At 61.9% G+C, this 14,767-nt stretch carries 11 protein-coding genes; 2 read left to right on the top strand and 9 right to left on the bottom strand.

From position 1 onward, the window contains the following. Window positions 1-93: 93 nt before the first annotated feature. The 4 genes from ACVWSC_RS23355 to ACVWSC_RS23340 all read right to left on the bottom strand — a co-directional run bounded on the left by ACVWSC_RS23355 (window position 94) and on the right by ACVWSC_RS23340 (window position 5,435). Entirely contained in the window at window positions 94-2,940 is a 2,847-nt protein-coding gene (locus tag ACVWSC_RS23355) for a valine--tRNA ligase (protein WP_442109407.1), read from the bottom strand. A gap of 165 nt (window positions 2,941-3,105) precedes the next feature. Further along, window positions 3,106-3,456 carry a DNA polymerase III subunit chi gene (locus ACVWSC_RS23350; RefSeq protein ID WP_442109406.1) on the bottom strand — a complete coding sequence of 117 codons (351 nt, stop codon included), beginning with the start codon at window positions 3,454-3,456 and terminating at the stop codon, window positions 3,106-3,108. A gap of 2 nt (window positions 3,457-3,458) precedes the next feature. Next, window positions 3,459-3,890 (bottom strand): DNA polymerase III subunit chi, encoded by a 432-nt coding sequence (locus ACVWSC_RS23345; protein WP_442109405.1) that lies wholly within the window; start codon window positions 3,888-3,890, stop codon window positions 3,459-3,461. Window positions 3,891-3,941: 51 nt separating this feature from the next. Further along, entirely contained in the window at window positions 3,942-5,435 is a 1,494-nt protein-coding gene (locus ACVWSC_RS23340) for a leucyl aminopeptidase (RefSeq protein WP_442109404.1), read from the bottom strand. 286 nt (window positions 5,436-5,721) lie between these two features. Here ACVWSC_RS23340 and lptF point away from each other — a divergent pair, with 286 nt between their 5' ends. Next, window positions 5,722-6,837, top strand: a complete 1,116-nt coding sequence (gene lptF, locus ACVWSC_RS23335; RefSeq protein WP_442109403.1) for an LPS export ABC transporter permease LptF — start codon at window positions 5,722-5,724, stop codon at window positions 6,835-6,837. Next, entirely contained in the window at window positions 6,830-7,891 is a 1,062-nt protein-coding gene (gene lptG / locus ACVWSC_RS23330) for an LPS export ABC transporter permease LptG (RefSeq protein WP_442109402.1), read from the top strand. Before lptF ends, lptG begins: the two co-directional genes overlap by 8 nt. Before the next feature lie 126 nt (window positions 7,892-8,017). On the opposite strand, the gene ACVWSC_RS23325 is transcribed toward lptG, so the two are convergent. The 5 genes from ACVWSC_RS23325 to gcvP form a co-directional block, all read right to left on the bottom strand. Beyond that, a complete protein-coding gene (locus ACVWSC_RS23325; RefSeq protein ID WP_442109401.1) occupies window positions 8,018-8,503 on the bottom strand; it encodes an RDD family protein in 486 nt (161 codons plus the stop codon). Between the two features lie 225 nt (window positions 8,504-8,728). Then, window positions 8,729-8,941, bottom strand: a complete 213-nt coding sequence (locus tag ACVWSC_RS23320; protein WP_010220199.1) for a cold-shock protein — start codon at window positions 8,939-8,941, stop codon at window positions 8,729-8,731. Between the two features lie 350 nt (window positions 8,942-9,291). Continuing rightward, a complete protein-coding gene (gene gcvT / locus ACVWSC_RS23315) occupies window positions 9,292-10,416 on the bottom strand; it encodes a glycine cleavage system aminomethyltransferase GcvT (RefSeq protein ID WP_442109400.1) in 1,125 nt (374 codons plus the stop codon). A gap of 28 nt (window positions 10,417-10,444) precedes the next feature. After that, window positions 10,445-11,821 carry an L-serine ammonia-lyase gene (locus tag ACVWSC_RS23310; protein ID WP_442109399.1) on the bottom strand — a complete coding sequence of 459 codons (1,377 nt, stop codon included), beginning with the start codon at window positions 11,819-11,821 and terminating at the stop codon, window positions 10,445-10,447. A gap of 82 nt (window positions 11,822-11,903) precedes the next feature. After that, window positions 11,904-14,759: an aminomethyl-transferring glycine dehydrogenase gene (gene gcvP / locus ACVWSC_RS23305; protein WP_442109398.1), complete on the bottom strand. Its 2,856-nt coding sequence runs from the start codon at window positions 14,757-14,759 to the stop codon at window positions 11,904-11,906. Window positions 14,760-14,767: the final 8 nt, after the last annotated feature.

The raw sequence follows: 14,767 nt of genomic DNA, 5'->3' as shown, positions 1-14,767 counted from the left end.
CCGGTAGAACGCATCGCGGGTCAAGCCCGCTCCTACAGGGTGTCCTGTGGGAGCGGGTTTGACCCGCGATGGCGTCGCTGAAATCAGCGCGTGTTACAGCGCTGCAATCCGCGCATGCTGCTCGGTGAAGTTGGCCAGGGCCTGTTCGGCTTCGGCCAGCTTGGCGCGCTCTTTGTCGATGACGGCAGGCGGTGCCTTGTCGACGAAGGCGGCGTTGGACAGCTTGCCACCCACACGCTGGACTTCGCCTTGCAGACGCTGGATTTCCTTGTTCAGGCGCGCCAGTTCAGCGTCCTTGTCGATCAGGCCAGCCATTGGCACCAGCACTTGCAGATCACCGACCAGCGCGGTGGCGCTCAGCGGTGCTTCATCCTGCTCGCCCAGCACGGTGAAGGATTCGATCTTCGCCAGCTTTTTCAGCAGCGCTTCGTTTTCCTGCAGGCGGCGCTGGTCTTCAGCGCTGGCGTTCTTGAGGAACAGTTGCAGTGGCTTGCCCGGGCCGATGTTCATCTCGCCGCGGATGTTACGCACGCCGAGCATCAGTTCCTTGAGCCATTCGATGTCGCCTTCGGCCGCCGCATCGATACGGCTTTCGTTGGCCACTGGCCACGGCTGCAGCATGATGGTCTTGCCTTGCGCACCGGCCAGCGGCGCCAGGCGCTGCCAGATTTCTTCGGTGATGAATGGCATGAACGGGTGCGCCAGGCGCAAGGCGACTTCCAGCACGCGCACCAGGGTGCGACGGGTGCCACGAGCGCGCTCGACCGGGGCGTTTTCGTCCCACAGCACAGGCTTGGAGAGTTCCAGGTACCAGTCGCAATACTGGTTCCAGATGAACTCGTAGAGGGCCTGGGCGGCTAGGTCGAAGCGGAACTGCTCAAGCTGGCGGGTCACTTCGGCTTCGGTGCGCTGCAGCTGGGAGATGATCCAGCGATCAGCCAGCGACAGCTCGTAGGCTTCGCCGTTCTGGCCGCAGTCTTCGCCTTTGTCCAGCACGTAGCGCGCCGCGTTCCAGATCTTGTTGCAGAAGTTGCGGTAGCCTTCGACGCGGCCCATGTCGAACTTGATGTCGCGACCGGTGGACGCCAGCGAGCAGAAGGTGAAACGCAGGGCGTCGGTGCCGTAGCTGGCGATGCCTTCCGGGAACTCGGCCTTGGTCTGCTTGGCGATTTTCTCGGCAAGCTTGGGCTGCATCATGCCGCTGGTACGTTTTTCCAGCAGCTCGTCCAGGGTAATACCGTCGACGATGTCCAGCGGGTCAAGGACGTTGCCCTTGGACTTGGACATCTTCTGGCCCTGGCCATCGCGCACCAGGCCGTGGACATAGACGGTCTTGAACGGAACCTGCGGGGTGCCGTCCTCGTTCTTCACCAGGTGCATGGTCAGCATGATCATCCGGGCAACCCAGAAGAAAATGATGTCGAAGCCGGTAACCAGCACGTCGGTGGAGTGGAAGGTCTTGAGGAATTCGGTTTGCTGCGGCCAGCCCAGGGTCGAGAAGGTCCACAGGCCCGAGCTGAACCAGGTGTCGAGTACGTCGTTGTCCTGGTTCAGGACCACGTCGGCACCGAGGTTGTGCTTGGCGCGTACTTCTTCTTCGCTACGGCCGACATAGACCTTGCCGGACTCGTCGTACCAGGCCGGAATACGGTGGCCCCACCACAGCTGACGGCTGATGCACCAGTCCTGGATATCGCGCATCCAGGAGAAGTACATGTTTTCGTACTGCTTGGGCACGAACTGGATGCGGCCGTCTTCGACCGCGGCGATCGCAGGCTCGGCCAGCGGTTTGGTCGACACGTACCACTGGTCGGTCAGCCACGGCTCGATGACGGTGCCGGAACGGTCGCCTTTCGGTACTTTCAGGGCGTGGTCATCGACGCTGACCAGCAGGCCGGCGGCGTCGAAATCGGCAACGATCTGCTTGCGCGCAACGAAGCGGTCGAGACCGGCGTACTGCGCAGGCAGGCTGGCGTCGATGCTTTCGTTGACGCTGCCGTCGAGGTTGAAGACCTGGGCGGCCGGCAGAACGAAGGCGTTCTTGTCGAAGATGTTCAGCAGCGGCAGGTTGTGGCGCTTGCCGACTTCGTAGTCGTTGAAGTCGTGGGCCGGGGTGATTTTCACACAGCCGGTGCCGAATTCAGGGTCGCAGTAGTCGTCGCCGATGATCGGGATGCGGCGGCCTACCAGCGGCAGCTCGACAAATTTGCCGATCAGTGCCTTGTAGCGCTCGTCTTCCGGGTTCACGGCCACGGCGGCGTCGCCGAGCATGGTTTCCGGACGGGTAGTGGCAACGATCAGGTAGTCTTTGCCATCGGCGGTTTTCGCGCCGTCAGCCAGCGGGTAGCGCAGGTTCCACAGGTGGCCCTTCTCGTCGTGGTTTTCCACTTCGAGATCGGAAATTGCCGTGTGCAGCTTGGTGTCCCAGTTGACCAGGCGCTTGCCGCGGTAGATCAGGCCGTCTTCGTGCAGGCGTACGAAGGCTTCTTTCACCGCTTCCGACAGGCCGTCGTCCATGGTGAAGCGCTCGCGGCTCCAGTCGACCGAAGAGCCCAGGCGGCGAATCTGGCGGCTGATGTTGCCACCGGATTGATCCTTCCACTCCCAGACCTTTTCCAGGAACTTTTCGCGACCCAGGTCGTGGCGGTTCTGGCCTTTGGCTTCGAGCTGACGCTCTACCAGCATCTGGGTGGCGATACCGGCGTGGTCGGTACCTGGCTGCCACAGGGTGTTGCGACCCTGCATGCGGCGGAAGCGGATCAGGGCATCCATGATCGCGTTATTGAAACCATGACCCATGTGCAGGCTGCCGGTGACGTTCGGCGGCGGAATCATGATGGTGTAAGAATCGCCCGCGCCTTGCGGAGCGAAATAATTCTCGGACTCCCAGGTGTTGTACCAGGAAGTTTCAATAGCGTGCGGCTGGTAGGTCTTATCCATGCGCGGCGGGACCCTATGGCATTTATTCAGGAAAGCCGAGCAGTATAACGGGGATAAGTGCCGGGGCGTAGCACGAGGTGATGGCAGGAGGAAAAAACATCGCGGGGCAAGCCCGCTCCCACAGGCGGTGTGCAATCTTCTGTGGGAGCGGGCTTGCCCCGCGATTCAGGGATTGAGCAAACGTTCAAGCCGGGCATCGAGGCGCCGTTTGATCTCGTTCTCGATGTGCGGGGTGAAGTCGTTGATGACGTCCTGCATGATCAACTGCGCCGCTGCGCGCAGTTCGGCATCCAGGTGCAGCAGGGTTTCCTGGCGCCGGGCCTGTGGGTCTGCCGGCGGCTGTGGGGCTGCAGGCGGCTCGGCTACTGCTTCTTCAAGCAGCAGCGGAATCTGTTCTTCGACCGTGTCGGTCAGCAGCGGCGGCTCGAGGGATTCGTCGCCCAGCAGCTGACGGATCGATTCCAGATCGTCCAGCAGGTGTGCGGATTGGGGCAGGGGAGTGGGTTTGTCCGTCATCTTCAGAGTCGCTGTAAGCGGTGGTCCTGCAGAGCATAGCCCTGTTCGCGGTAGAAACGAAAACTCTCTCGGGCAGCCTGACGTATCGTCTGTTCTTCGACGACGATTTCGGCGATACGGGCAAAGCGTTCGGCGAACGGCGCCACCTTGAGGTCGAGGTTGATCAGCAAGTCCTGGTGGCTGCCGGGATCGTCGCCGAGGCCAAGTACCACGCTGCCTTGGGGCTGATCTTCGGCACGCGAATGCGGGACGAAGGCTTCACCCTTGAAGGCCCACAGGCGGGCATCCAGTTCGTCGCGCTGCCCGGCGTCGGCGCAATGCAGGTAAACCTGGTGGCCCATGCGCCAAGCCTTCTCGCACAGCTTGCAGGCGAAATCCAGGCGCGCCGAGGGGGCGTCGCTGGGCAGGATATAGAAATCTACTTTTTTGCTCATGGTCTGCCGACCGCACGCCTGCGCTCAAGGGCACAGGCGCGCGGCACTCACTCAGGCGTTGGCGCGATCAAGCAGGTATTGGGTCAGCAGCGGCACCGGGCGGCCAGTGGCGCCCTTGTCCTTGCCGCCGCTGATCCAGGCGGTGCCGGCGATGTCCAGGTGGGCCCAGTTGTAGGCCTTGGCAAAGCGCGACAGGAAGCAACCGGCAGTGATGGTGCCAGCCTTCGGGCCACCGATGTTGGCGATGTCGGCGAACGGGCTGTCGAGCTGTTCCTGATACTCATCGAACAGCGGCAGTTGCCAGGCGCGGTCGTCGGCGCGCTTGCCTGCGTCGAGCAGTTGATTGACCAGTTCCTCGTTGTTGCCCATCAGGCCCGAGGTGTGGCTGCCCAGCGCGACGATGCAGGCGCCGGTGAGGGTGGCGATGTCGACCACGGCCTGAGGCTTGAAGCGCTCGGCGTAGGTCAGGGTATCGCACAGCACCAGACGGCCTTCGGCGTCGGTGTTGAGGATTTCGACCGTCTGCCCGCTCATGGTGGTAACGATGTCGCCGGGACGGGTGGCGCCGCCGCTTGGCATGTTTTCAGCACAGGCCAGCAGGCACACCAGGTTGATCGGCAGTTGCAGCTCAAGCACCGCACGCAGGGTGCCGAAGACACTGGCGGCACCGCCCATGTCGTATTTCATTTCATCCATGCCGGCACCAGGTTTGAGGCTGATGCCACCGGTGTCGAAGGTGATGCCTTTGCCCACCAGCACGAAAGGCTTCTCGCTCTTTTTGCCGCCCTGGTAGTTGAGCACGATCAGGCGTGGCGGCTGGTCGCTGCCCTGGCCAACGGCGTAGAACGCGCCCATGCCCAGTTCCTTGATCTTCTTCTCGTCGAGTACCTCGACCTTCAGGCCCTTGTAGGCTTTGCCCAGGCCCTTGGCCTGTTCGGCCAGGAAGCTTGGGTGGCAAACGTTAGGTGGCAGATTGCCCAGGTCGCGGGCGAAGCGCATGCCGCTGGCAATGGCAGTGGCGTGCTTGACGGCGCGCTCGACCTCGGCGGCACCGGCCTTCTCGGCCAGCAGGGTGATTTTCTTCAGGGCACGCGGTTCGGCTTTCTTGCTCTTGAACTGGTCAAACACATACTCGCCGTCGAGCAGGGTTTCGGCCAGCAGGCGCGACTTGCCATAGAAGGCATCGCGGCCGCTGACCGCGACATCGTCCAGCGCCAGCACTGCATCCGTGCCATTGAGGCCTTTGAGGACCGCCAGCACAGCGGATACCACCTTGCGCCAGCTGCGGTCACCCAGTTCGCTGTCTTTGCCGGTGCCGACCAGCAGCACGCGCTCGGCCTTGAGGTTGGCCAGGCTTTGCAGCAGCAGGGTCTGGCCCAGCTTGCCGGTCAGGTCGCCGCGTTTGAGTACGGCACTCAGCGCACCGCCGCAGGCTTCATCGACTGCCTTGGCGCTGGCGCCGAGTTTGCGGCCTTCACCGACCGTCAGTACCAGAGTGGCGGTTTTCAAGGATGCAGCGGCTACGCTTTTTACAACCAGTTCCATGTCAGTTCCCCGAATGATCTGTCTTTGCGCGCTGTCGGTGCGGGCACTTCTAGCGAGCTGGCCGCGTGGTTGCAGGCCAGTGATAAAGCTGCCAGTTTGAGCCTGCTCGGACCGCCCTGACAACCCCGTTAATGAAGCATTGAGCATCGCCAGTGACAGGCACGGCCAATCACAGGATAATGCGCCAACTTTTTTGCCGGTTCGCTGTGGCGAGCCAGCAACTATTCTTGGCTGTTATGGATTTTTTGTTTGGCTGTCCGAGCCTGACAACCCAGGAGTGTCTGGTTTGATCGTCTTCCGATATCTGTCCCGCGAGGTCCTGGTGACCTTGAGTGCCGTCAGCGCCGTGCTGCTGGTGATCATCATGAGCGGGCGCTTCATCAAGTACCTGGCCCAGGCGGCCCAAGGTATGCTCGATCCGGGTGTACTGTTCCTGATCATGGGCTACCGTCTGCCAGGGTTTTTGCAGTTGATCCTGCCGCTGGGCCTGTTCCTGGGCATCCTGCTGGCTTACGGTCGGCTTTACCTTGAAAGCGAAATGACCGTGCTGTCGGCCACTGGCATGAGCCAGCAGCGCCTGCTTGGCATGACCATGGCACCGGCGGCCCTGGTTGCCGTACTGGTGGCCTGGCTGAGCCTCGGCCTGGCGCCTCAGGGCGTCACCCAGGTCGCCCAGATCATCAACCAGCAAGATGCCCTGACCGAGTTCGATACCCTGGTGCCTGGTCGCTTCCAGACCTTGCGCGACGGTTCTCGGGTCACCTACACCGAGCAACTGTCCGAAGACCGCGCCAACCTGGCCGGGGTGTTCATTTCCGAGAAACGCTTCTCTCAGGACAAGACCAAGGAACGCGCGCCATCGGTGCTGGTCGCTGAAAAAGGCCGTCAGGAAATCGGTGCCGACGGTAACCGTTACCTGATTCTGGAAAACGGCTACCGCTATGATGGCAACCCGGGGCAGGCCGACTACCGCGCCATCAAGTACGACACCTACGGCGTGCTGCTGCCCAAACCTGAGGTCAGCGAAGAAATTACTGACCGTGAAGCCATTCCGACGTCCGAACTGCTTGCCAGCGATGGCCGTCGTGAACGTGCCGAACTGCAATGGCGTCTGTCGTTGCCGCTGCTGGTGTTCGTGGTCACCCTGCTAGCGGTGCCACTGTCACGGGTCAACCCGCGCCAGGGCCGCTTCCTCAAGCTGCTGCCGGCGATTCTTCTGTATATGGCGTACCTGACCATGCTGATTGCTGTACGTGGTGCTCTGGAGAAAGGCAAATTGCCGATCGGTCTGGGCATCTGGTGGGTCCACGGAGTCTTCCTGCTCATCGGCCTGGGGCTGATGTACTGGGAGCCACTGCGCCTCAAGCGCGCCGCGCGTCGTGCGGAGGTGGCTCATGGTTAAGCTCGACCGCTACATCGGCAAGAGCGTCTTGCTGGCGATCATTGCCGTGCTCGGCATTATTCTCGGCCTTGCGTCGTTGTTTGCCTTCATCGACGAGATGGGTGACATCACCGACAGCTACACCCTCTGGGATGCGGGCAGCTTCGTTCTGCTGACCGCGCCACGGCGTCTGTACGACATGCTGCCGATGGCTGCACTGATCGGCTGTCTGATTGGCTTGGGCAGCCTGGCCAGCAGCAGCGAGCTGACCATCATGCGTTCGGCCGGGGTTTCCATCGGGCGCATCGTCTGGGCGGTAATGAAGCCGATGCTGGTCCTGATGCTGGTCGGTATCCTGATTGGTGAGTACCTGGCGCCGGTCACCGAGAACAAGGCCCAGGCCGACCGCTCGCTGGCTCAGGGCAGCGGCGATGCGCAAAGCTCCAAGCGCGGGATGTGGCACCGTCAGGGTGAAGAGTTCGTACACATCAACTCGGTGCAGCCGAATGGCCTGTTGTACGGTGTCACGCGCTACCGTTTCGATAACGAGCGCCATCTGGTGACCTCGAGCTTTGCCCGTCGTGCCCAGTATCAGGAAGATCACTGGCAATTGAGCGACGTGACCACCACGCATTTCCGTGGCGATCACACCGAAGTCATCAAGGCTCCGGTAGAGCGCTGGGATGTGACGGTTACCCCTCAGTTGCTCAACACCGTGGTGTTGGCGCCTGAATCCCTGTCGATCACCGGCCTGTGGGACTACATCCACTACCTGTCTGATCAGGGCCTGAACAATGCCCGCTACTGGCTGGCGTTCTGGACCAAGGTGTTGCAACCGATGGTCACTGCTGCGCTGGTGTTGATGGCGATCTCGTTCATCTTTGGTCCGCTGCGTTCGGTAACCTTGGGGCAACGGGTTTTCACCGGGGTACTGGTGGGCTTCGTGTTCCGCATTGCTCAGGACCTGCTCGGGCCGTCCAGCCAGGTCTTCGGCTTCCCGCCGTTGCTGGCTGTGGTGATACCTGCAGCGATATGCGCCGGTGCCGGGCTGTGGATGTTGCGGCGAGCCGGGTAGGTTTGCAGGCATAAGAAAGCCGACCCTAGGGTCGGCTTTTTTGTGGGCACTGTAGGAGCGGGCTTGCCCCGCGATAGGGGTCTGTCAGGCATATCGCATCGCGGGGCAAGCCCGCTCCTACAGCTGCTATTTGCGTTTCGGGAGCTGGACCAGTTGGGTATCGGAGTAGATGTCGTGCCAGCTGCGCTGGCGCTTGTCGAACAGCGACCAGATGAAACCCAGCCCCAGGCACAGCCACGAGGCGATGGCAACGAGGAAGCGCAGCAGCGCCTGCCACAGGCTGATTGCGCTGCCGTCGGCGTTCTGTACGCGTATGCGCCATACCTGCATGCCCAGTGTCTGCCCACCGTGGGTCCAGAACTTGGCGAAAAAGCCGAACAGGGCGAACAGCAAAAGGGTCGACAGCAACGGGTCGCCGTCCAGGGCGCCAGCGTCGGTCAACGCGCGCATGCGCGTCTCACCGATGATCGCCATCTGGATCATCTTGTACACCCCGGCGGTAACGATCAGCAGCGCGGTGCACAACAGGAAATCGTAGAACATGGCGGCCAGGCGCCGACCCAGGCCAACGGCAGGGAAATCGCCCTGGGGCTGCAACAACTGCTTGGGCATACACAGGCCCTCCTTTGGCAAAACCGCCATTCTACGAGAATACGCAGCCAATTCGTTGATCTGTGTGTGTGGGAGCGGGCTTGCCCCGCGATGCGCTGATACAGGCAAATCGCAATCGCGGGGCAAGCCCGCTCCCACAAGATGACCAAGACAGTTGTTCCCACAGGTTTTCAGCGGGCACAAAAAAGCCCCTGCTGTTGCCAGCAGGGGCTTTTTAATCGGGAATCAGGCTTCCGCGATAACTTCGTCAGCCTGCATGCCTTTTTGGCCCTGCACGGCGATGAAGGTGACTTTCTGGCCTTCTTTCAGGCTCTTGAAGCCGTTACCCTGGATAGCGCGGAAGTGTACGAACAGATCCGGACCGCTTTCTGGAGTGATGAAACCAAAACCTTTCTCGTCGTTAAACCACTTGACGGTACCGCTCTGACGTTGGGACATTGTCTTATTTCCTTTGAAACTTAGAATTAGTAACAGCTTCTTCCAAATGAAAGAGTACTGGGCTGGGTTGCAGGAAAGTAAGAGACGTCGAACGGGTTGTAGCAAATCTCAGCGCTACTGCCCAGGTCACGAACCATAGCGACCCATGCAAACACAGTGCAGTGACTCTACGCTAACTCTGTCGGCAAAAACAAGCCCTCAAAGCCGCTGCCGTTCTACCTTTTAGCAGCCGTTCGGTCGATTTTTTTCCGCCTCATTCCAAGCGCTGTTGCGTTGCTTTTCGATTGTTATAAAAAGCGTTCGAATTCGAAAACTCGAACGCTACATGACACAAAGTTTCAACTAACGATTCAGCCGCGGTAGTAACGCTGGGCTACGAATGGCATCTTGCTGACTTTCATTGCCACACGCTTGCCGCGAACAATCGCCCAGACGTTTGTGTCCAGTGCAGTGTGCGCTGCATCCAGGTAACCCATTGCCACCGGGGCGTTCAGGGTTGGCCCGAAGCCGCCGCTGCACACCGTACCGATGACAGTGCCCGCTTCGTCGACAATCTCGGCGCCTTCACGCACTGGCGTACGCTCTTGTGGCAGCAGGCCGACGCGTTTACGCGCAACCCCACCTTGTTGATGGGCGAACACGCTTTCGGCACCCGGGAAGCCACCGGCACGCTCGCCGTCTGCGCGACGGACCTTGGAAATCGCCCACAACAGGCTGGCTTCGATCGGTGTAGTCTGGGCATTCATGTCATGGCCATACAGGCACAGGCCCGCTTCCAGGCGCAGCGAGTCACGCGCGCCAAGGCCGATCGGTGCCACTTCCGGCTCGGCCAGCAGGCGACGGGCCAGCGCTTCGGCCTGCTCGGCAGGCACCGAAATCTCAAAGCCGTCTTCACCCGTGTAGCCAGAGCGGCTGACAAAGCAGTCGGCGCCGAGCAGTTGCACCGGCTGGAACTGCATGAAGGTCATCTTCGCAACTTCAGGGGCCAAGCGCTCCAGGACGTTGACCGCTGCCGGGCCTTGCAGCGCCAGCAACGCGCGTTCTTCGAACAGCGGCTGGATCTGGCACTGGTGAGCGATGTGCTCGCGCAGGTGGGCGAGGTCCTGGTCTTTGCAGGCCGCGTTGACCACCAGGAACAGTTCGTCGTTGCCCAGGTTGGCGACCATCAAGTCGTCGAGGATGCCGCCTTGTTCGTTGGTGAACATCGCGTAGCGCTGCATGCCGACCGGCAAATCGATGATGTCGACCGGTACCAGGGTTTCCAGGGCCTTGGCGGCGTTGGCGCCACTCAGGCGAATCTGGCCCATGTGCGAGACATCGAACAGGCCTGCCTGTTCGCGGGTGTGCAGGTGCTCTTTCATCACCCCCAACGGGTATTGGACGGGCATGTCGTAGCCGGCGAACGGCACCATGCGTGCCCCCAGTTCAAGGTGCAGGGCGTGCAGCGGGGTCTGCAGCAGTGTATCGGTAGACATTGATGACTCCTTGGGGCTTGAGAGGGTGTCAGCACTCGATGATGTTGACGGCCAGACCGCCGCGGGCGGTCTCCTTGTATTTGCTTTTCATGTCGGCGCCGGTTTGGCGCATGGTGCGAATGACCTTGTCGAGGGAGACGAAATGCTGACCGTCACCGCGCAGTGCCATACGTACCGCGTTGATAGCCTTGACCGAGCCCATGGCATTGCGCTCGATGCAAGGCACCTGAACCAACCCGCCGATCGGATCGCAGGTCAGGCCCAGGTTGTGTTCCATGCCAATCTCAGCGGCGTTCTCCACCTGCTGCACGCTGCCCCCCATGACTTCGCACAGGGCACCAGCGGCCATCGAACAGGCCACCCCCACCTCGCCTTGGCAACCGACTTCGGCACCGGAGATCGAGGCGTTTTCCTTGTAGAGGATGCCAATCGCTGCGGCGGTGAGCAGAAAGCGCACCACACCGTCTTCGTTGGCGCCGGGGATAAAGCGCATGTAGTAGTGCAAAACCGCCGGGACGATGCCTGCGGCACCATTGGTTGGGGCCGTGACCACGCGCCCGCCGAAGGCGTTCTCTTCGTTGACGGCCAGGGCGTAGAGGTTGACCCAGTCGAGTACCGACAGCGCGTCGCGCAAGCTGGCTTCCGGGTTGCTGCACAGCTGGCGATACAGGGCTGCAGCCCGGCGCTTGACCTTGAGCCCACCCGGCAGGATGCCTTCGTTGCGGCAACCGGCGGTAACGCAGTCCTGCATGACCTGCCAGATTCGCAGCAGGCCAGCGCGGGTTTCGCTTTCCGGGCGCCAGGCCGCCTCATTGGCCAGCATGATCTGGCTGATCGACAGGTTCTGCGCGGCACAGTGGCCGAGCAGCTCTTTGGCGGTTTTGAACGGGAAGGGCAGCGCAGTGCTGTCCTCGACAATGCGGTCGGCACCGGCGGCGTCTTCATCGACGACAAAGCCACCGCCCACCGAGTAGTACTCGCGGCTGCGAATCTGCAGACCGGCCTGGTCAAAGGCACGAAAGATCATGCCGTTGGGGTGATAGGCCAAGGGCTTGCGAATCATCGCCAGGTGCTGTTTTTCGCTGAACTCGATGTCGTGCTCGCCCAGCAGTTTCAGATGCCCAGTGCTGCGGATCTGCTGCAGGCGGGCGGCAATGCTGTCGGTATCGACGCTGTCGGGGTGCTCGCCCTCAAGGCCAAGCAACACCGCCTTGTCACTGCCATGGCCTTTGCCGGTGGCACCGAGTGAGCCATAGAGTTCGGCCTTGACGCTGACCGTGGCAGTCAGCAGGCCGTCGCGCCGCAGGCCTTCGGCAAAACGCGCGGCAGCGCGCATAGGGCCTACGGTGTGGGAACTGGAGGGGCCGATGCCGATCTTGAACAGGTCGAAGACGCTCAGTGACATGGTCGTGCCCTATTGTGATGAAGGGGATCGCGAGGCAAGCCCGCTCCCACAGTAGGAGCGGGCTTGCCCCGCGATGAGGCCATCAGACGTCCTGATAGCTCTCGATCGACGGGCAAGCGCAGATCAGGTTGCGGTCGCCAAACACGTTGTCGACGCGACCGACCGGAGGCCAGTACTTGCCTTCCACCAGTGTTGCCACCGGATACACCGCTTGCTCGCGGCTGTACGGATGGCTCCACTCACCGACCAGTTCAGCGGCGGTGTGCGGGGCGTTTTTCAGCGGGTTGTCGTCTTTGTCCAGGCTGCCGTTTTCCACCGCACGAATCTCTTCACGGATGCGGATCATCGCCTCGCAGAAGCGATCCAGTTCTTGCTTGGACTCGCTTTCGGTCGGTTCGATCATCAACGTGCCCGCTACCGGGAACGACATGGTCGGGGCGTGGAAGCCAAAGTCGATCAGGCGCTTGGCCACGTCATCAACGCTGATGCCGCTGCTGTCCTTGAGCGGGCGCAGGTCAAGGATGCACTCGTGTGCCACCAAGCCATTGCTGCCGGTGTACAACACAGGATAGTGCTCTTCCAGGCGGCGGGCGATGTAGTTGGCGTTGAGAATGGCCATTTGCGAAGCACGCTTGAGGCCGGCACCGCCCATCATGCGGATGTACATCCAAGTGATCGGCAGAATGCTGGCGCTGCCGAACGGCGCTGCGCAGACTGCGCCTTGCTTGTTCTGCATATGGCCATGGCCAGGCAGGAACGGTGCAAGGTGCGACTTGACGCCGATCGGGCCGACACCCGGGCCGCCACCGCCGTGCGGGATGCAGAAGGTTTTGTGCAGGTTCAGGTGCGAAACGTCGCCGCCGAACTTGCCCGGAGCGCACAGGCCGACCATGGCGTTCATGTTGGCGCCGTCGATGTACACCTGGCCGCCGTTGTCGTGAATGATCGCGCAGATTTCGCCGATCGCTTCTTCGAACACGCCGTGGGTCGACGGGTAGGTGATCATCAGTGCAGCCAGGTGCTCGCGGTGCTCGATGGCTTTGGCGCGCAGGTCGTCGATATCGACGTTGCCGCGGGCGTCACAGGCGGTCACGACCACGCGCATACCGGCCATGTGGGCGGTGGCCGGGTTGGTACCGTGTGCCGAAGACGGGATCAGGCAGATGTCGCGGCGGGCATCGCCACGGCTCTGGTGGTAGGCGCGGATGGCCAGCAGGCCGGCGTATTCGCCCTGGGAGCCGGCGTTCGGCTGCAGCGACACGGCGTCATAACCGGTGGCGGCGCAGAGCATGGCTTCCAGTTCGTCGGTCAGTTGCTGGTAACCCTGGCTTTGTTCAGCCGGTGCGAATGGGTGCAAGGCGCCGAATTCGGCCCAGGTGACTGGGATCATTTCGCTGGCGGCGTTGAGCTTCATGGTGCACGAACCCAGCGGGATCATGGTGCGGTCCAGGGCCAGGTCTTTGTCGGCCAGGCGGCGCAGGTAGCGCATCAGCTCGGTTTCGCTGTGGTAGCGGTTGAATACCGGGTGCTCGAGGATTGCTGACTGACGCAGCAGGGCAGCAGGCAGTTGCGCGGCGGTGCTGGCGGCCAGGGCAGCGAAGTCTGGAGCGGCCTTGCCGTCGGCAAACAGCTGCCACAGTGCTTCAACCTCAGCCTGGGTGCTGGTTTCGTCCAGCGACAGGCCCAGGCGCTGGGCGTCGATCTGGCGCAGGTTCAGGCGCTGGCTGCGGGCCTTGTCGTGCAGGGCCGCAGTCGCGTCGCCGGTGGCCAGGGTCAGGGTGTCGAAGAACGCTTCGGTTTCAACGCTGACGCCGATTTGCTTGAGGCCAGCGGCAAGGATCGCGGTCAGGGCGTGGGTGCGCTGGGCGATTTGCTTGAGCCCCTGCGGACCGTGGTAGACCGCATACATGCTGGCGATGTTGGCCAGCAGCACCTGGGCGGTGCAGATGTTGCTGGTGGCCTTCTCGCGACGGATGTGCTGTTCGCGGGTTTGCATGGCCAGGCGCAGTGCAGTCTTGCCGAAGCGGTCGATGGACACGCCGACCAGACGGCCTGGCATGTCGCGTTTGAACGCATCGCGGGTCGAGAAATAGGCGGCGTGCGGGCCACCGAAGCCCAGCGGCACGCCGAAGCGTTGAGCGCTGCCGATGGCGACGTCAGCACCGAACTCACCCGGTGGCGTCAGCAGGGTCAGGGCCAGCAGGTCAGCAGCTACTGCGACCAGGGCGTTGACGGCGTGGAAACGCGCGACCAGTTCGCTGTAGTCGAAGACGTCACCGTTGCTGGCTGGGTACTGCAGCAGGGCGCCGAAGAAGGCGCTGACATCGTCGAGCTCGCGCTCGTCACCGACAACCACTTCAATGCCCAGCGGCTCGGCACGGGTGCGCAGCACGTCGAGGGTTTGTGGGTGGCAATGCACGGAAGCGAAGAAAGCGTGGCTGGTCTTGTTCTTGCTCAGGCGCTTGCAGAAGGTCATGGCTTCTGCGGCAGCGGTAGCTTCATCGAGCAGCGAGGCGTTGGCGATCGGCAGGCCGGTGAGGTCGCTGATCAAGGTCTGGAAGTTCAGCAGTGCTTCCAGACGGCCTTGGGAGATTTCTGGCTGGTACGGGGTGTAGGCGGTGTACCAGGCCGGGTTTTCCAGCAGGTTACGCAGGATCGGCGCCGGGGTGTGGCAGTTGTAGTAACCCTGGCCGATGAAGTTCTTGAACAGCTGGTTGTTGCCGGCAATGGCTTTGATTGAAGCCAGGGCGTCGGCTTCGCTTTGCCCTGCGCCCAGTTCCAGCACGCTGGTGCCCTTGATGCTGTCAGGAATGACAGCGGCACTCATGGCATCCAGGGAGTCGAAGCCGAGGGCCGCGAGCATCTGTTGTTCGTCATTCTGGCGTGGGCCGATATGACGGGCGATGAATTCGTTGGCAGTGCCGAGATTGATGGTCATGGCGAGTC

The sequence above is a fragment of the Pseudomonas sp. NUPR-002 genome, from assembly GCF_056322725.1.
This window is presented reverse-complemented; position numbering and strand designations above follow the sequence as displayed.